Annotated in this window: 14 protein-coding genes and 1 tRNA gene; 6 read left to right on the plus strand and 9 right to left on the minus strand. The window is 71.4% G+C overall.

Annotated elements, in window-relative coordinates; all coding sequences use genetic code 11:
• Window positions 1-309: 309 nt before the first annotated feature.
• The 6 genes from EDD93_RS09840 to EDD93_RS09865 all read right to left on the minus strand — a co-directional run bounded on the left by EDD93_RS09840 (window position 310) and on the right by EDD93_RS09865 (window position 5,860).
• Window positions 310-1,476, minus strand: a complete 1,167-nt coding sequence (locus EDD93_RS09840; RefSeq protein WP_123524787.1) for a lipid-transfer protein — start codon at window positions 1,474-1,476, stop codon at window positions 310-312.
• Window positions 1,473-1,868 carry a MaoC family dehydratase gene (locus tag EDD93_RS09845; protein WP_260255904.1) on the minus strand — a complete coding sequence of 132 codons (396 nt, stop codon included), beginning with the start codon at window positions 1,866-1,868 and terminating at the stop codon, window positions 1,473-1,475. The genes EDD93_RS09840 and EDD93_RS09845 overlap by 4 nt, the downstream gene beginning before the upstream one ends.
• A gap of 50 nt (window positions 1,869-1,918) precedes the next feature.
• On the minus strand, window positions 1,919-2,953 hold the full coding sequence (locus EDD93_RS09850) for an acyl-CoA dehydrogenase family protein (RefSeq protein ID WP_123524789.1): 1,035 nt from the start codon (window positions 2,951-2,953) through the stop codon (window positions 1,919-1,921).
• Window position 2,954: 1 nt separating this feature from the next.
• Complete coding sequence (locus EDD93_RS09855) at window positions 2,955-4,064, minus strand: bifunctional MaoC family dehydratase N-terminal/OB-fold nucleic acid binding domain-containing protein (protein ID WP_123524790.1); 1,110 nt, start codon at window positions 4,062-4,064, stop codon at window positions 2,955-2,957.
• The gene (locus EDD93_RS09860) at window positions 4,064-5,239 is read right to left on the minus strand and encodes an acyl-CoA dehydrogenase family protein (protein WP_123524791.1); all 1,176 of its coding nucleotides are present in this window, start codon (window positions 5,237-5,239) and stop codon (window positions 4,064-4,066) included. Before EDD93_RS09860 ends, EDD93_RS09855 begins: the two co-directional genes overlap by 1 nt.
• A 309-nt stretch (window positions 5,240-5,548) precedes the next feature.
• The gene (locus EDD93_RS09865) at window positions 5,549-5,860 is read right to left on the minus strand and encodes a hypothetical protein (RefSeq protein ID WP_123524792.1); all 312 of its coding nucleotides are present in this window, start codon (window positions 5,858-5,860) and stop codon (window positions 5,549-5,551) included.
• A gap of 312 nt (window positions 5,861-6,172) precedes the next feature.
• Between EDD93_RS09865 and EDD93_RS09870 the strand changes: the two genes are divergently transcribed.
• Complete coding sequence (locus EDD93_RS09870; RefSeq protein ID WP_123524793.1) at window positions 6,173-7,054, plus strand: bifunctional DNA primase/polymerase; 882 nt, start codon at window positions 6,173-6,175, stop codon at window positions 7,052-7,054.
• A 196-nt stretch (window positions 7,055-7,250) separates the two neighbouring features.
• Window positions 7,251-8,147 carry a hypothetical protein gene (locus EDD93_RS09875; protein WP_123524794.1) on the plus strand — a complete coding sequence of 299 codons (897 nt, stop codon included), beginning with the start codon at window positions 7,251-7,253 and terminating at the stop codon, window positions 8,145-8,147.
• 86 nt (window positions 8,148-8,233) lie between these two features.
• Here EDD93_RS09875 and EDD93_RS09880 read toward each other — a convergent pair.
• Window positions 8,234-8,320: transfer RNA gene (locus EDD93_RS09880), tRNA-Ser, on the minus strand.
• A 53-nt stretch (window positions 8,321-8,373) separates the two neighbouring features.
• A complete protein-coding gene (locus EDD93_RS09885) occupies window positions 8,374-9,879 on the minus strand; it encodes a S1C family serine protease (RefSeq protein WP_123524795.1) in 1,506 nt (501 codons plus the stop codon).
• A 197-nt stretch (window positions 9,880-10,076) separates the two neighbouring features.
• On the opposite strand from EDD93_RS09885, the gene EDD93_RS09890 reads away from it, so the two are divergent.
• The 3 genes from EDD93_RS09890 (at window position 10,077) to EDD93_RS09900 (ending at window position 12,930) form a co-directional block, all read left to right on the plus strand.
• On the plus strand, window positions 10,077-10,913 hold the full coding sequence (locus EDD93_RS09890; protein WP_123524796.1) for a glycerophosphodiester phosphodiesterase: 837 nt from the start codon (window positions 10,077-10,079) through the stop codon (window positions 10,911-10,913).
• Window positions 10,914-10,966: 53 nt separating this feature from the next.
• Window positions 10,967-11,677, plus strand: a complete 711-nt coding sequence (locus EDD93_RS09895) for an ATP-binding protein (RefSeq protein WP_123524797.1) — start codon at window positions 10,967-10,969, stop codon at window positions 11,675-11,677.
• A 287-nt stretch (window positions 11,678-11,964) separates the two neighbouring features.
• Entirely contained in the window at window positions 11,965-12,930 is a 966-nt protein-coding gene (locus tag EDD93_RS09900) for a DUF5926 family protein (RefSeq protein ID WP_123524798.1), read from the plus strand.
• Between the two features lie 868 nt (window positions 12,931-13,798).
• Here the strand turns inward: EDD93_RS09900 and EDD93_RS09905 are convergent.
• Window positions 13,799-14,509 carry a bifunctional DNA primase/polymerase gene (locus tag EDD93_RS09905; protein WP_123524799.1) on the minus strand — a complete coding sequence of 237 codons (711 nt, stop codon included), beginning with the start codon at window positions 14,507-14,509 and terminating at the stop codon, window positions 13,799-13,801.
• Between the two features lie 482 nt (window positions 14,510-14,991).
• On the opposite strand from EDD93_RS09905, the gene EDD93_RS09910 reads away from it, so the two are divergent.
• Window positions 14,992-16,479: a PP2C family protein-serine/threonine phosphatase gene (locus EDD93_RS09910; protein ID WP_185092262.1), complete on the plus strand. Its 1,488-nt coding sequence runs from the start codon at window positions 14,992-14,994 to the stop codon at window positions 16,477-16,479.
• Window positions 16,480-16,601: the final 122 nt, after the last annotated feature.

Here is a 16,601-nt window from a genome sequence, read left to right on the forward strand (position 1 = left end):
GTGTGCCGATACGTGTGCCGATACGTGTGCCGATACGAGTGGCGGATGTCCGGCGAGCGGCGCATGCGGGTTGTGCGGCGTGCGTCCGGCGCCGGCAGCGGCTCCCCTGAAGGTGTCCGTGCAGACTGGCGTGGTCATGCCTCCACGCTAGGAGCGGGCGCCGCCCCGGGGATCGGCCCCAGGTCCCGACCCCGGGTCCGCCTCAGGGTGTAGGGCCGGTCCCCCCTCCACCTCCTGTAGGTGGAGGGGCCGCACGGCGGTACTCAGGGTCGCCCCGGACACCGCGCTCCGCGGGCCCGGCCGCGCCCCTCACTCCCCCCGGCCCAGGACCAGGCCCGAGGTGGGCACCCCCGTGCCGGCCGTGACCAGGGACCGGGCCGCGCCGGGTATCTGGTTCACCGAGGTGCCCCGGATCTGCCGGACCGCCTCCGCGATGCCGTTCATGCCGTGCAGGTACGCCTCCCCCAACTGGCCGCCATGGGTGTTCAGCGGCAGCGCGTCCGCCGCCACGAAGTCGGCGGCCTCGCCCGGTCCGCAGAAGCCGAACTCCTCCAACTGCATCAGCACGAACGGGGTGAAGTGGTCGTACAGGATCGCCACGTCGATGTCGGCGGGGGAAAGGCCGGAGTTCCGCCAGAGCTGGCGGGCGACGACATCCATCTCCGGCAGCCCGGTCAGCCCGTCACGGTAGAAGCTGGTCATCTGCTCCTGTGCCCGCCCGGCCCCCTGAGCGGCGGCGACGATCACCGCGGGCGGCTGCCGAAGATCCCTGGCCCGTTCCGCGCTGGTGACGACGATCGCCTGGCCGCCATCGGTCTCCTGGCAGCAGTCGAGCAGCCGCAGGGGCTCGACGATCCAGCGGGACGCGGCATGCTCGGCGAGAGTGATCGGCTTCTCGTAGAAGTACGCCGCCGGGTTGCGCGCGGCATGGCGCCGGTCGGTGACCGCGACATGGCCGAAGGCCTCCGGCGTCAGCCCGTAGGTGTGCAGGTACCGCTGGGCGGCCATGGCCACCCAGGAGGCCGGGGTGAGCAGTCCGAAGGGCAGGTTCCAGCCGAGCGCCGCGCCCTCGGCGGTGGGCTCCCGCTGCTGCACCCCCGAGCCGAAGCGCCGCCCCGACCGCTCGTTGAACGCGCGGTAGCAGACGACCACGTCGGCCACCCCGCAGGCGACGGCGAGGGCCGCCTGCTGGACGGTGGCACAGGCCGCCCCGCCGCCGTAGTGGATGCGGGAGAAGAACGACAGCTCACCGATGCCGGCCGCCTGGGCGACGGTGATCTCGGGGCTGGTGTCCATGGTGAAGGTGACCATCCCGTCGACGTCGGCGGGGCTGAGCCCCGCGTCGTCGAGCGCCGCCCGCACCGCCTCGACGGCCAGCTTGAGTTCGCTGCGGCCCGAGTCCTTGGAGAACTCCGTCGCGCCGATCCCGGCCACGGCCGCCCGTCCGCCGAGCGAATCGGCTCTGCGCACGCTCATGCGGGCCCCTCCGGAAGGCTGACGGTCACCGTGCCGGTGACATGGCTGCCGAGCCCGTTGGCACCGACCACCGACACCTCGGCCGTCCCGTCGCCGGCGAGGGCGGTCACCTTGCCCCTCAACACCATCGTGTCGCCGGGATAGTTCGGAGCGCCCAGTCTGATGGCGACCCTTCTGAGCACCGCCGAGGGCCCGAAGTGGTCGGTGACGTACCGCCCGACCAGGCCGTTGGTCGTCAGGATGTTCATGAAGATGTCCGGGGAGCCCTTCTCCCGGGCCAGCTCCGCGTCATGGTGCACGTCCTGGTAGTCGCGGGAGGCGACCGCCCCCGCCACGATCAGGGTGCGGGTCACCGCGATCTCCAGCGGTGCCAGCTCTTCTCCGACCTTCAGCACTCTTCCGGCCTTCGTTCCTTCTCCGACCTTCGTTCCTTCTCCGGCCTTCATCGCGATCCCTCCTCCACGAGCAGTCCGCCGAGTTCCTGAAGCACTTCGCTGCCGCAGCCGAGGTAGGCGTCGAGCTGGCGTCCCCAGAGGAAGTGCCGGTGCACGGGATGGTCGAGGTCGGCGCCCGTGCCCCCGTGCAGATGCTGGGCCGCGTGCACGACCCGCCGCCCCGCCTCGGACGCCCACCACGCGGCGGTCAGTGCCTGCGCCGCACGGGGCAGCGACCGGTCGTGCAGCCAGGCCGCCTCGTAGGCCGTGACCCGTATCGCCTCGGTGTCCATGTGGGCGTCGGCGGCGCGCAGCAGCACGCCCTGGTTCGTCGAGAGAGGACGCCCGAACTGCTCACGTGTGCCGGTGTGTTCGACAGCGCGCGCCACCGCGCCCGCGCACACCCCCGCCTGTAGACCCGCGAACGCCGTCCGGGCCGTCGCCAGCACCTCCTCGTACGCCGCCGCCCCGCCGAGCCGCTCGCCCGCCACCCCGTCGAGCACGAGCCGTCCCGCCGCCCACGGGGCGGTCGTCTCCACGGGCTCGGTGAGAACCCCCGCGTCGGCCGTCCGCACCATCCACAGCGAGCGGTCCGCGGCCGCCACCAGGACGTGGGTGGCCTCCCGCAGCCACGGCACCAGCGGCACCGTGCCGCTCAAGCCCCCCTCGGGCCCGACCCGCACGGCGCCGGCTGCCGGGAAGGCCCCCGTCGCCACCGCCGTGCCGTCCCGGAACCGTGACAGCAGCCGCTCGCGCTGTTCGTCCGTACCGTGTCCGGCGACGGCGAGCAGCCCATACACGCAGCTCGCCGCGAGGGGCACCTGCGCGGTCGTCCGGCCCTGTTCCTCCAGCAGAAGAACCAGGCCGAGGAGTCCGATCTCCTCGACCGCCCCCGGCAGTCCGGCCGCGCAGAGCTCCTTCCAGAGCTCGGAGTCCGTACCGGTACCGGCCGCGACCAGGCGCTCGTGCGTCGACAGATCACCGAAGATCCGGGCGGCGAGCCCCTGTGCGGCGGCCTGCTCCTCAGTGGGTGTGAAGTCCATGTCAGCCCTCGCTCCCCCGGAAGACCGGCAGTTCCAGTTCAGGGTCCGCTCGCAGGAATTCCAGCCGGACCGGCATCCCCACCCGCACCTTGTCGTACGGCACCCCGATGACGTTGCTGACCATCCGGACCCCCTCCGCGAGCTCCACCAGCGCCACCGCGTACGGCCCGGCCTCCTCGGACGTGCTGAACGCGGGGAAGGGCGGGTGGTGCATCACCACGTACGAGAAGACGGTGCCCTCGCCGGATGCCTCGACCGTCTCCCACTCGGACGAGCCGCAGGCGTTGCAGCCGGGCAGCCAGGGGAAGCGGAGCGTGTCGCATGCCCGGCAGCGCTGGATCAGCAGCCGGTGCGACGGGATGCCCTGCCAGAAACCGGCGTTGTCCCGGTTGATCACCGGCCTCGGCCGCAGGCTCCTGCCGCCCCGCGTCTCCCCGGACCGCTCGGCCCCCCTGCCCCGGCCCGCCCCTCCGGCCCGCGCCGACTCCTCGGCCGGGGCCCCTGCATCGAGCGCCTCCTGCGGCTTATGTGGCTTATGCAGCTCCTGTACCTTCTCCGACTCCTGTGACTCCGGGCCGCCGGTGCCACTCGTTGTCACTGCCCTCGCTGCCGCCCTCGCCGCAGGCCGGTACTTGAGGATCCGGAAGCGGTGCGTCCCCGCCGGCTCGTCCTGTGCCCGGACGTCCATACGCGTGGTGATGAAGTAGCCCGTCCCCAGCTTCGTCGTCTTCCGCTCCGACACCGCCTCGATCACCGCGTCGAAGGTGATCCGGTCACCGGGCCGCAGCGGCCGCAGGTACTCCTGCTCGCAGTCGGTCGCGACCACCGAGGCGTACCCCGCCCCGTCGAGCAGGCCGAACAGCTCGTCGTAGGCCTCGCCCCGGTCCGTGTGCCCCGAGAGCCCGCCCATCGTCCAGGCCTGCAGCATGGCCGGAGGGGCGATGGCGCCGGGTCCGGTGTATGCCGGGTTCGTGTCTCCCATCGCCTCGCACCAGTGTCTGATCATGGGCTCGTTGACCAGGTCCTTGCCGCTGCCGGCGATGGCGGCCGGCTGCCCCTCGTACGCCCTGAGCCGCTCGTACAGTTCGTCCCGCACGCCCTGCCCGCCCATCACCGTTTCCCCCTCTTCATCCCGAGCCGCATCGTCGCGACGATCTCCCGCTGCACCTCGCTCACCCCGCCCCCGAAGGTGTTGATCTGTGCCGCCCTGTTCATCCGCTCCAGCTCCCCGTCCCCGAAGGAGCCGGACGAACCGGCCCGGATCATTCCGGCCTGCCCCGTGATTTCCTGGCACATTCGGTACACCTCCACAGCGCTCTCGGTTCCCACGAACTTCACGCCGCTCGCGTCGCCGGGGGCCAGCGCACCGGCCCCGACATCCCCCACCAAGCGCCAGCTGAGCAGGCGTGTCGCCGCCAGCCGGGCATAGGCCTCGGCCAGCCTGGACCGAATCCACGGCTCGTCGGCCGGTCGCCGTCCAGTCAGCGGATCGGGCGTACGGGCGAAGGTGAGCGCCGCGTCGTAGAAGTCCTCGGCCTGCATCCCGATCGCGGCCAGCGCGACCCGCTCATGGTTCAACTGGTTGGTGATCAGCCCCCAGCCGCCGTTCTCGGCGCCGACCAGCCCGGTGGCGGGTACCTGCACGCCGTCGTAGTACGTGGCGGTCGTGGTCAACCCGCCGACCGTCTCAATGGGTGTCCAGGAGAAGCCGGGCGCGTCCGTCGGTACCAGGATGATCGAGATGCCCCGGTGCTTGGGCGCCTCCGGATCCGTGCGGCAGGCGAGCCAGATCCAGTCGGCGTTCTGCGCGTTGCTGGTGAAGATCTTCTGCCCGTCGATGACCCACGAGTCGCCCTGCCGCACCGCCCTGGTCCGCAGCGCCGCCAGGTCGGTTCCGGCCTCCGGTTCGCTGTAGCCGATGGCGAAGACGATCTCCCCGGCCAGGATCCGGGGCAGGAAGTAGTCCTTCTGCGCCTCGGTCCCGTACTTCATCAGGGTGGGACCCACTGTGTTGAGGGTGACCATCGAAACCGGGGCGCCCGCCCGGTAGGCCTCGTCGAAGAAGACGAACTGTTCGTCCGCGCCGCGTCCCTGGCCGCCGTACTCGACGGGCCAGCCGAGTCCCAGCATCCCGTCCGCACCGATGCGGCGCAGCAGCCGTCGCTGCTCGGCCGGACTGCCGGCCGTCGGCCCGGTCCGGTCACCGGGCTCCGGCATCACCTCGCGGAAGTACGTGCGGAGTTCGGCGCGCAGCTGTAGCTGGCGGTCCGTAGGGGCCAGATGCACGACGGCTGCCTCCCGGGAAAGGCCTGCGGATCAGGGTTTCTGACTGTCCGTCAGATTCCGTTCACCTGTCAAGCCACCCGACAGCTCACCGCTCCTGTCGCTCCCCGTTTCGCCCCTTCCGTCCCGGACCCGGCCCACCACCTCCGCCCCGCCGCCGATTCCCTTTCACAGACCCACCACTGCGTCGTCCTCGCCCGAGAACCGAGAACGACGAACGGCCCGCGCGCCGCCACCGAAGTGACGCCGCGCGGGCCGTCGTTCCCCCCGACCGCGGCCCGGCCCCCCGACCGGCCCGCGGCAGGCGCCGGATCACCAGAGATTGGTGAAGTTCACCGCGAGGTTGTGGCTGGACTGGTCGATGGCGGTGAACGCGGAACCGTTCACCTGGGCGGAGTTGCTGTGATTCGACGCCCCGTCACCGATGGCCTGCTGCTGCGAGGTGGACGAGTTGCCGAGGTTGGCCCCACCGACGCCACTGCCGCTGATGGCGGCCACACCGGCGTTCGATCCGTCGTTCGCGAACGAGCCGTTGTCGGCCTGGGCCACACCACCGAGGAGAGCGGCGGCGAGGGGCAGAGCGGCAACAATGGCGAGGGCACGAGCGGTACGGATGCTTGCCATGTCTATTCCTCCAGGAACCGAAAGTAAGGCCGGCCCCGGGCCGGTTGGCCGACCGCCCGGGTGATGGTCACGACGTCGCGAGCTCAAGGCTGCCCACCGCCGCCCCGACGAACCACCCATGCATTTCGATTCCCTCGCAAGCGTGAGGAAGAGCCGATAAACCCCTGAACAGCACAGACCGCCGGGTTAGCCCGACGCATGCCGACAACCCTTGCCCCGCAGGAGAAGAAGCGTTCCGCCACAACGCTCCGCACCCCGCCCGCAGACCCGCCCCCTCTTCCTTTATTCGAACATTCGTACGAACATAGAACCATGGCCATCCACGATCGTCGGACCTTCACCCTGGCCCTGGCCCACGCACTGTCGGCGGCCGAACACGGGCTCCCCGTGATCCCGCTGTCCGCCACCAAGCTCCCCGCCCTGCGCTCCCCGCACCGCGACGACGACCGGCCGAGCCAGTGCCGAGGCGCCTGCGGCCTGCCCGGACACGGCGTCCACGACGCCACCACCGACCCCGTCGCCGTCCGCGCCCTCTTCGAAGCCGCCCCCTGGGCCAGCGGCTACGGCATCGCCTGCGGCCGCGCCCCGCACCACCTCATCGGTATCGACCTCGACATCGACACCACCGGCCGGAACGACTCCGTGGCGGCCCTGCGACAGCTGGCACTGCACCACCTGTTCACCATCCCGCCGACCGTCACGGTGCTCACCCCCAGCGGGGGCCGTCACATCTGGCTGTCCGGACCACCCGGAGTGGCCGTACCGAACTCCGCGGGACGCCTCGCCCCCGGCATCGACATCCGCGGCACGGGCGGCTACCTGGTGGGCCCCGGCTCATCCACCACCCACGGCTCCTACCGGCTCGTCCCGGGCACCGGCAGCCTCCCCCCGGCCCCCTGCCCCGACGCCCTCCTCCAACTGCTGACGCCCCCGCCCCGTACGCATCGCCGCCTCGACCACTCCGACGACCGGGGCCGGGGGCTGGTCCGGTTCGTCCTCGCGGCAGCCGAGGGCCAGCGCAACACGCGGCTCTTCTGGGCCGCCTGCCGCGCCTACGAACACGGCTTCGGCGACAGCCTGGCGAACGCCCTCACCGAAGCCGCCGTCCGCACCGGCCTCCCCGAACACGAGGCCCGCGCGACAATCGCCTCGGCGGCCCGCCTCACCACGACCCGCTGCGAACCCCCGGGCTAAAACGGGAAGTTCCCGTCACCCTCTCGCACTTCTGGACATCTGGACATCTACACATCCGCACTTCCGCACTTCTGCACATCGGTAGGAGGGAGGCGTCTCAGCAGCGCGACGGACTGACCCGTCCGAGATCGGGGGGGGCTGGCAATATACGGCGACGACGAGGCATTCGAAGCCTCCTGTCGACGGGGGAAATGACATGACGACGCACACCGTGGAAGCTCAGCAGAACCAGTCGCCCCGTCCCGGGCAGACACGGAAGCGCCGCGCCGGACGGCAGGCCCTGCTCCTCACGGTGACAGCGCTCGTCGCCGGCGCCACCGGAGTGGCGGGCACCCTGCTCCAGCAGCGGACCGCCGCTCCGGACACATCAGCCGTCGACGCCCAGGCCGCCGAACTCGCCCAGGACCTGCGCCACGACCTGAACGCAGGCTTCTTGTCACCGGGCAACACCTTCGGTGGACAGTTCACCGAGGGCACGCTCGTCTCCCACGCCGAGGCGCACGGCGGAGCACTGCTGAGCGTCGGCTCGGAGGAGGGGGAATCGGCCGCCCGCACCCACACGGCAACCGTGATGCTGGGACTGCTGCCGCCGTCCGGTACGAAGACGCTGGCCGCGAACGCGTACCCCGTTCGCTGCTACCGCTACACCTTCGCCCTCGGCGCTCACAGCGTGCATCAGTCCACGACGGACTGCCCCACCTCACGCACCGACGACAAGCCCGGCAGCCTCGTGGCACAGCTGGGCGCACTCCTCGCGCGGCAGCCCACCGGAACAAACCTGTACCGGCAGACCCCGACCACAGGCCACCCGCATACCCCGGCAGGCGCCGCCGACTTGCTCAAGGACAAGCGGCTGGCATCGGCCGAGGACACCGTGCGCGTGATCGCGGGCAAGGCAGCCGGCAAAGACGTCTACGTGCTCGCGCTGCGCATCAACGGCAGCTGCCACTACCTGCGCATGGACTCCTCGCCCTCCGCATCCCGCCTGATACCCCTGTGGCTCGCCCCCGCCTCCGAGCAGGAGCCCTGCGGCGCGGACCAGGCGGCGACCGCTTCCGCCCTGTACGGAATCGACCCGGCCAAGGCCGGATAACGGCAGGCGCCGGGGAACTCGGCGGCGAGCGGGCGTGACCAGGAACGGCCCCCGACCATACGTACTGGTCGGGGGCCGTTCACCTGCGGTGGGTGTGGGATTTGAACCCACGGTGACATCGCTGCCACGACGGTTTTCAAGACCGTTCCCTTAGGCCGCTCGGGCAACCCACCTCGTGCCGGCGGCGGGCAGCTGCCCGCTTTCGACGCGAGGACAGCCTAGCCGGTCAGCTGTCGCCCTTGCGCTCGCCCAGGGTGACTTCGGCGGTCGACGTCTTGCCGTCGCGCTTGTACGTCAGCGTGACCTTGTCGCCCGGCTTGTGGGTCCAGATCTCACCGATCAGGGTCGGGCCGCTGTCGACCACAGTGTCGTTGAACTTCGTGATGACGTCGCCCGGCTTGAGGCCCGCCTCGGCCGCGGGGCCGCCCTTCGTCACCGCTTCCGTGCCGCTCGCGCCCTGGTCCGAGATGACCGCGCCGCCGGTCTTCTCGTCCATGGTCACCGTGGCGCCGATGACCGGGTAGACCGGCTTGCCGGTCTTGATCAGTTGCTCGGCGACGTTCTTCGCCTGGTTGATCGGGATCGCGAAGCCGAGGCCGATGGAGCCGGCCTGGCTCTGGCCGGTGCTGCTGCCGGTCGACTGGATCGCCGAGTTGATCCCGATGACCGCGCCGCCGGCGCTCAGCAGCGGACCGCCGGAGTTGCCCGGGTTGATCGAGGCGTCGGTCTGCAGGGCGCTCATGTACGAGTTGCTGCCGCCGGAGCCGTCACCGGAGGCGACCGGGCGGTTCTTGGCGCTGATGATGCCCGTGGTGACCGTGTTGGACAGGCCGAACGGGGCGCCGATCGCGATCGTCGAATCGCCCACCGCCACCTGGTCCGAGTTGCCCAGCGCCAGCGGGGTGAGCCCCTTCGGCGGGTCCTTCAGCTTCAGCACCGCGACGTCGTAGCCCTCGGCCCGGCCGACCACCTCGGCGCCGTACTTCTTGCCGTTCGAGAATGTCGCCGTGAGCTGGCCGTTGTCCGCTGCGGAGGCCACCACGTGGTTGTTCGTGAGGATGTGGCCCTCCTTGTCGTACACGAAGCCGGTGCCGGTGCCGCCCTCGCCGTCGCCGCCCTGCGCGTCGATGGTGACCACGCTCGGCAGCGCCTTGGCCGCCACACCCGCGACCGTGCCCGGGTCGCGCTTGAGGTCCTGCGGGTTGGCCGACGCCGCGACGGTGGTCGAACCGGACGAGCCGGAGCTGTCGTTGCTGTCCGCGGCCCAGTAGCCGAGGGCTCCGCCGACTCCGCCCGCCACGAGCGCTGCCACGACCGCCGCCGCCACCAGACCGCCCGCCCCTCGCTTACGGGGAGCGTCGGGGGTCTGCAGCTGGCCGGGCGGGCCCCACACCGGGCCGCCGCCGTGGCCTCCTTGGGCTCCATGGGCACCGTGGGCGTAGGCGGGAACTGCGGGCGGCGGCGGGGGCCAGCCGGCGTCCGCCGCCGACTGCGGTACGGGGGGAGGCGTGTGCGGCTGCGGCGCCGGGGGGACCTGGGCCATGGGCGTGGTCGCCGGGTCGTGCGCAGGCGGGACCTGCGGCTGCGCGGCGGTCACGTCCGGCTGCGGCGGTGCCGGAGGCGTGCTTCCAGGAAAGCCCTGGGGAGCATCGGCCGGCACTGGAGGTGCGGACGGAACGGACGGGGCGGCCTCGGCCGCGTTGCCCTCGTTGTCCTCGTTCTCTGTGCTCACAGCTCTATACTCCTCGGTTCCACATCATCATTCGGCAAGAGATCCGCTGTGTACGTGTCTGGAGTCAGCTTTTCCCACAGCACGTCAGACCACTGTAAGCAGGACCTGTGCATCCGCGCACGCGTCTTTACATCGGGCAAAACGGCCTCCCTCCGCAGGGTTCGCGCACCCGGGCCCGCCGGTGACACCATGACGCGGTGACCCAAGCACGGCAGCAGCACACCACGCAGCATCCCATCCAGGTCATCGCACACCGAGGCGCGTCCGACGACGCCCCCGAGCACACCCTGGCCGCGTACCGGAAGGCGATCGAGGACGGCGCCGACGCCCTGGAGTGCGACGTACGGCTCACCGCCGACGGCCACCTCGTATGCGTGCATGACCGTCGGGTGAACCGTACGTCCAACGGTCGCGGCGCCGTCTCCGCCCTGGAGCTCTCCGAGCTCGCCGCACTCGACTTCGGCTCGTGGAAGGACCGCGACGAGTCGGAGTCCCCGGACTGGGACCCGGTGCCGGGCGAGCTCACCTCCGTACTGACCCTGGAACGGCTGCTGGAACTGCTCGTCGAGACGAGAGCGGCCGGGCGGCCGCTGCAGCTGGCCATCGAGACCAAGCACCCGACCCGCTGGGCCGGGCAGGTCGAGGAGCGGCTGCTGCATCTGCTGAAGCGCTTCGAACTCGACGCACCACCGGCCGAGGGCCCCTCACCGGTCCGCATCATGAGCTTTTCGGCCCGCTCCCTGCACCGCATCCGGGAGGCCGCACCGAGTCTGCCCACCGTCTATCTGATGCAGTTCGTCTCGCCGCGGCTGCGTGACGGACGGCTGCCGGCCGGGGCCCTGATCGCAGGTCCCGGCATGCGGATCGTGCGCAGCCACCCCGGCTACATCGACCGCCTGCACCGCGCGGGCCACCGGGCCCACGTCTGGACGGTGAACGAACCGGAGGACGTCGACCTCTGCATCCGGCTCGGAGTCGAGGCGATCATCACCAACCGCCCGAAGCAGGTCCTGTCCCAATTGGGCCGCTCTTAGTATCAGTAACAGGGAGTACACCGGCGCATTCGAGGTGTACTCGATCGTTGCGAGTGCGTCACTGTCAGACCACTGGCCGGTTTCCGGCCCAGCCCAGGGGGGCATCCACACCGTGGCGTGGGGCAAAGGAGGTCTCGGGGGTGGCGTTGGTGGTGGCACAAGAAGTGCCCACGTCGTCGAGCATGGCCGTACCCCATGGCCCTGCGGGCGTGGGTCAGGCACGACACCGGATGCGTGAGCAGTTGCGCACCCACGGAGTGTCGGATTCGGTCGTCGACGATGCTGTATTGATCCTTTCCGAACTGCTCAGCAACGCCTGCCGTCACGGCAGGCCACTGGGCCGGCACAGCGACGTGGGCGAGGGCGACGTGCGCGCCGCCTGGCGCGTCGACAGAACAGGCGGGCTGACCGTCGAGGTGACGGACGGAGGCGGTCCGACCCGACCGGTTCCGGCCACTCCATCGGTAACCGCCCGCGGCGGCCGGGGGCTCAACATCATCAGCGCGCTCGCCAAGAAGTGGGGCGTACGCGACGACTCCTCCGGCGAGGTCACGGTCTGGGTGCTGGTCGACGAAGGAGCCGACGAGAGTGCCGGCGGCGGCGTCGGTGGAGGACTCGGCGAGGGAGCCGGCGGACGGGTCGGCGACGGACCGCAGCGCCCCGGCGGACGGGGCAACGGCCGGGTGACGGGCGCATCCGCGCTGCCCGTCGTACCGGGGCTCGACGGGCTGGATCTCGCCGACGCGTTCGACGACGCGGGCTGACCCGGGGGCAGAGCACTCCGCCCGGCCCCCGGTGAAGCACGCCGCGGTAGCGGGAGCGCGACACCGGGAGCGCGACACCGGGAGCGCCATACCGGCAGAGCCATACGGCAGCGCGATAGCGGGAAGGCCCAGCCGTGCAGGTGCCTTCGGCCGGCCGCCTTCCCCGCGCTCCGTGGCTGTCGGCGGCCGGTGCGGCCGGGCAGCTGCGCAACGGGCACCGTAAGGACGGCTAGGCTCGCGGCCCAGACCGCACTGTCGCAACCGTCGCAACCGGGAGAAAGCCCACCATGGCCAAGAAGCGCCCTCAGACCAAGGCCGGGAAGCAGCAACTCAAGGACGGCGAGATCCCGGTGGTCGGGGCTCGCGAGCCCTGCCCGTGCGGTTCGGGCCGCCGTTACAAGGCCTGCCACGGCCGCGCCGCCGCCCAGGCCGTGACCGAGCTGGTCCAGCGCCCCTTCGAGGGGCTGGCCGGCGAATGCGACTGGGTCGCGCTGCGCGAGCTGGTCCCCGCAGCCACGGTCGAGCTGACGCTGAAGGGCGGGCTGCCCTCGGGCGTACCGTCCGTCACGCTCGCGACCGTGCTCCCGATGGCCTGGCCCGCGCTGCGCCGTGACGACGGCTCGGTCCTGCTCGCCCTGCAGAACGACACCTCCTCCGGCGACCTCAGCCGGGACCTCGCCGACACCCTGCAGCGGGCCCTGGAGACCGAGCCCGGTTCGCCGGTCGCCGCCCGCCGCGTCCCGGCCGACGGCCCCCGGCTGCAGGATGTACTGGACCCGGACGCGCCGTTCGCGCCCGCCGTGCACTCCGGCTTCGAGTTCTGGGTGCCGGACTCGGAGAACGCCACGGCCGAGGTGTCCGCCTCCCTGGAGCGCGCGAACGAAGCCGCGATCCCGACCGTCCTGCTCACCGGGGTCGACGCCGCCTACTGGTGCGAGACGCCGGACAAGAACCACCTCCGGTGGGTCATGCCGCACCCCGAGGAGCAGCTCCTCGACGCGCTCGCCCGGCTGCACGCCGCCGGCGTCTCGTCCCTCGGCGAGGGCACCCGGCTGGTCGGCTCCTTCCGCGCGCACGGCCTGATGGTCCCGGTCTGGGATCTGCCGAGCGCGATGGGGGCCGAGGAGTGCGAGAAGCCCGCAGCGGTATTCGCCGAGCGGCTGGCAACGGCGCTCGCTTCGGACGCGCCCCTCACCCCCGAGGAGCGCCGGGCGCGCGGCGGGCTCACCAACCGCCAGGTGACGCTCAGCTGACAGTGACCACTACCCGGGCCGTACGGTGACTCGCGTCACAACTCGCCGTACTGACAGGTAAATCGCTGTCCGAATACGTGAGATCGAATTTGCGAACGGCAGATCTCTTGTTACCGTTCTAGAAGCCCGGTCGCTGGTGCATCCCCCGTCGCCAGCGATCGGGCATCCTCATTTCCGGGTACGGCGCCCACCGGCGCATCACGCGGCGCGCGCGCCGCGCACAGACCTGATGCAGGTCCCCGGACGAGCCCCCCGGAAACACCGGCCCCGCGCCGCCCTTTCCCCTGGCCCCGCCACGTCTCACAACGCCCCCAGCAGCCCGGACAGCCGGGGCGGGCAAGCAGGACCGCAGGTAGGCAGCGCAGCCGTGGCCTCGGGGCCTGCGCCAACCCGACGCGGGCGGCAGGGCGCAGTCGCGTTCCAGCACGTGCCCGAAGGTCCGGACGGCGCCGGACAACTACCGGCGCGGTCCCCCTAAAGAGAACCTCGAACATTCCTCGAACGTGTTTCGCGTGAAGTGTCGGACGGAGCATCGGATGACACATGGGACCAGGCATCGGATGAGGCACCGAGCGAGGCATCGCGCGAGTTCGAATGAGGCATCAGAAAGCCCACCTTCGAACGGCTTTGTAGCGGCGGGCTTTGCGCACAGCCGTTACGAGCCCGGCCGGCGGCCGATGAGAGCCGAAGGCCCGGCAACGCACCGTTCCGGGCGCCGGGCAATTCCCGGCGGGGCGCCCGCTTCCCCGGCCCGAGGGAATTTCTGACGGTGCGCCGGGAATTGCACCCCGCCCCCGCACCACCGCCGCCCCACGCCCCCGGCTCACGCCTCGAGCCCCCGCCCCGTTCCCCGTCCCCCCGTCCCTCGTCAGTAGGCGAGCCGGCTTCCGCCGTCCGGTGCACCGTTGCTCGCCTCGACCAGCGCGTCCAGCACCGTCCCCACATCCGGCAGCCACGGCGAGGCGGCCGCCGCGACGGGCGCTCCGCCCGTCAGGCGCAGCCGGGAGACCCGGGCCGGCGCCCGCACCCAGCGCACCTGCCCCGCGCCGGTTCCGGACGGCGGAAGGACGAGGTAGCCGCCCTCACCGTGGAACCGCAGCGAGCTGGGCACCCAGTCCTGTGCGTGCAGCAGTTCCCCGAGCCGTTCGAGGGTGTACGGGGCGACCAGCAGCGACCACCGGGTCGGCGTCGCCACCACGGGGCCCAGCCGCACCCCCATCCGGTCGAGTTCGGCCAGCGCTCCGGCGCCGACCGCCGCCGGCAGGCTCAGCGCGCACGGCGCCCGCCCGCCGGTGGCCAGTACGACCGGCGCGGTCGGCCGGTTCGTCCACCACCAGCGGACCATTCGCGGGTCGGTGGTCGCCGCGAGCAGTCCGGGGTCGAAGGGGTGTGCGCCGGGCACGGCGCACTCTGGATCGGGGCAGGCGCAGCCGCGCTCACCGCGGCCGTCGGCCGCCCGCAGCCCCGCTCCCGGGAGTACGGGCCACTGCCACTCGGTAGCACAGGTCAGGGCCGCGTCGAGCTGGGCGGGCCCGTCCCGGAACCGGAGCCTGCGTCGCCTTCCGAGGATCTCGCGCATGAGCGCTCGTTCCTTTCCGTTGAACGCCGAGGGTCCACATCACACCACGCGTGCGTCACATCGCGTGTGCGGAATTTCACTGTGTGTACGTGCTCGTCGAGCCTGCGGTACGGGTTGGTCGTCGCTACCGAGCGTGAGCCGTGCTGAGCCGAATCGAGCCGGTTCCAGTCGAAAATCGTGGCCAGGCGCAGAGCGCGTATCGCGCCTGCCGTCCGTGCGTACAACCTCGCCACTCGGGGGTGGGGCGTGGCCGTCACAGAAGAGGACGTCCGGGCCCGCTGCCAGGTTCCGGGGGCGGTGGGAACCACCCCTGGCCATCTATCGATTACGTACCCAGCATGCCCGCAATGACGCTCCCCCCGGGACTTCACCCCGAGAGCACCCCCTGCCGAGCAGCCCCAGTCGACCGCAAATGGCTACAGCTGGGTGCATTTTTTGGCCAAGTTCACTATCACTTGGACACCACAAATCCCGTGGGGACAATGCTGGACATCACGTTACTTGTGCGTGTACATGTGGATGCACTGATAGCGGCGCAGAATGACATGGGGGTTTGCGATGCTATTCGACGAAACACACCAGTCGGAAAGCCGGCAACCATGAGCGCCCCACACCTTCCGAAAGTGGCTGGAATCGATCCCACAGTTCCGGTTTCGACGCACACTGACGGGCCTCTCTCCGAGGTTCCCGCCGCCCCCAGCGCGTTCCTCCAGGACCGTCTGGCGGGCTGGGTCTCCGACCTCACCACGCTGCACGAGCTCACCGAGCGGCTGGCCAGAACCAGCACCCTGGACGACGCACTTCACGAGCTGCTCGACGCCGGTGCCGCTCTGGTGGGCGCCCGCCGCGGGCTGATCGTCTTCGAACCGTCCGACCGCCGTGGCCCCGTCAGCACCATCGGCCTCGGCCTGGCCCACGCCGAGCTCGGCCAGATCGAGACGGTGCCGCGCAGCGCGACGTCCTACGGGCGCATCCTGGAAGGTCTGCCCAACCCCGAGGGCCCGCTGACCACCCCCGACCTGCTCGGCGACACCGGTCTCGACCCCCGCAGACGCGAGGTGGCCGCCCGGCTCGGCTACGCCGCCAGCTACGCACTGCCGATCACCACCGACCGGACCGGCCGGCTCGCCGCCGCCGTCTGGCTGTACGACGAACCCGCCGAACCCCTGGAGCGCCAGCGCCACCTGGCAGGTCTGTACGCCGGATACGCCGCCGAGCACCTGGCCCGGCTGCTGGAGCTGGAACGGGCCAGGGCCGATGTCGCCACCGTCACCGAGGAGCTCCTGCCCAGCCGGATGCCCCGGGTCCCCGGCGTGGAACTGGCGGTACGCCACCACGCGGCCCCGCAGGGCGGCAACGACTGGTACGACGCGCTGGCCCTGCCGGAGGGTGCGCTCGGCCTCGCCGTCGGCTCGGTGAGCGGTTCCGGGCCGAGCGCCCTGGCCGCGATGGGCCGGCTGCGGGCCGGTCTGCGGGCGTACGCGGTGATGGAGGGCGAGGACCCGGTCGCCGTACTCTCCGATCTTGAGCTCCTGCTGCGGCTCACCGAACCCGCCCGGTCCGCGACCGCTCTCTTCGCCTACTGCGAGCCGGCCCGGCGCAAGATCCTGCTGGCCGGGGCCGGGCACACCCCGCCGCTGATCATCGGTGAGCGGCGCACCGAGTACGTCGAGACGACCCTGTCCGCGCCGCTGGGCATGCTCGCCTGCTGGGAGGCGCCGAGCGTGGAGATCGAACCGGCGCCCGGCGAGACCGTACTGCTGTACACCGACGGCCTGCTGCGCCGGGCCGGGGACTCGATGGACCGGGCGTTCACCCGGCTCCACTCGGCGGCGGCGAGCGTCCCGAGGGCGCTGCGCCATGACGCCGCCTCGGTTGCCGACCATGTGCTGCGCACCGTGCTGCCCGACGGGCCCGAGCAGGGTGACGACACCGAGGACGTGGTCCTGCTGGCGGCACGGTTCGGCTGAGCCGCCCCGCGCGCCCCGGACGCTCCCGGTACGGGACCTTCCGGTAAGAGGTCTTCCGGCCCTGGGCCCCCTTCCGTACGCCCGTACGATGGTGGGGGTCCAGTGTCGTATCAAGGAGAGAC

The sequence above is a fragment of the Streptomyces sp. 840.1 genome, from assembly GCF_003751445.1.
GTDB lineage: Bacteria > Actinomycetota > Actinomycetes > Streptomycetales > Streptomycetaceae > Streptomyces.

Coding starts and splice junctions, on each gene's coding strand:
- EDD93_RS09840 (WP_123524787.1), bottom strand. CDS start 1,476: ATGAGCGTGCGCAGAGCCGATTCGCTCGGCGGACGGGCGGCCGTGGCC.
- EDD93_RS09850 (WP_123524789.1), bottom strand. CDS start 2,953: ATGGACTTCACACCCACTGAGGAGCAGGCCGCCGCACAGGGGCTCGCC.
- EDD93_RS09855 (WP_123524790.1), bottom strand. CDS start 4,064: ATGGGCGGGCAGGGCGTGCGGGACGAACTGTACGAGCGGCTCAGGGCG.
- EDD93_RS09865 (WP_123524792.1), bottom strand. CDS start 5,860: ATGGCAAGCATCCGTACCGCTCGTGCCCTCGCCATTGTTGCCGCTCTG.
- EDD93_RS09870 (WP_123524793.1), top strand. CDS start 6,173: ATGGCCATCCACGATCGTCGGACCTTCACCCTGGCCCTGGCCCACGCA.
- EDD93_RS09875 (WP_123524794.1), top strand. CDS start 7,251: ATGACGACGCACACCGTGGAAGCTCAGCAGAACCAGTCGCCCCGTCCC.
- EDD93_RS09900 (WP_123524798.1), top strand. CDS start 11,965: ATGGCCAAGAAGCGCCCTCAGACCAAGGCCGGGAAGCAGCAACTCAAG.
- EDD93_RS09905 (WP_123524799.1), bottom strand. CDS start 14,509: ATGCGCGAGATCCTCGGAAGGCGACGCAGGCTCCGGTTCCGGGACGGG.
- EDD93_RS09910 (WP_185092262.1), top strand. CDS start 14,992: ATGCTGGACATCACGTTACTTGTGCGTGTACATGTGGATGCACTGATA.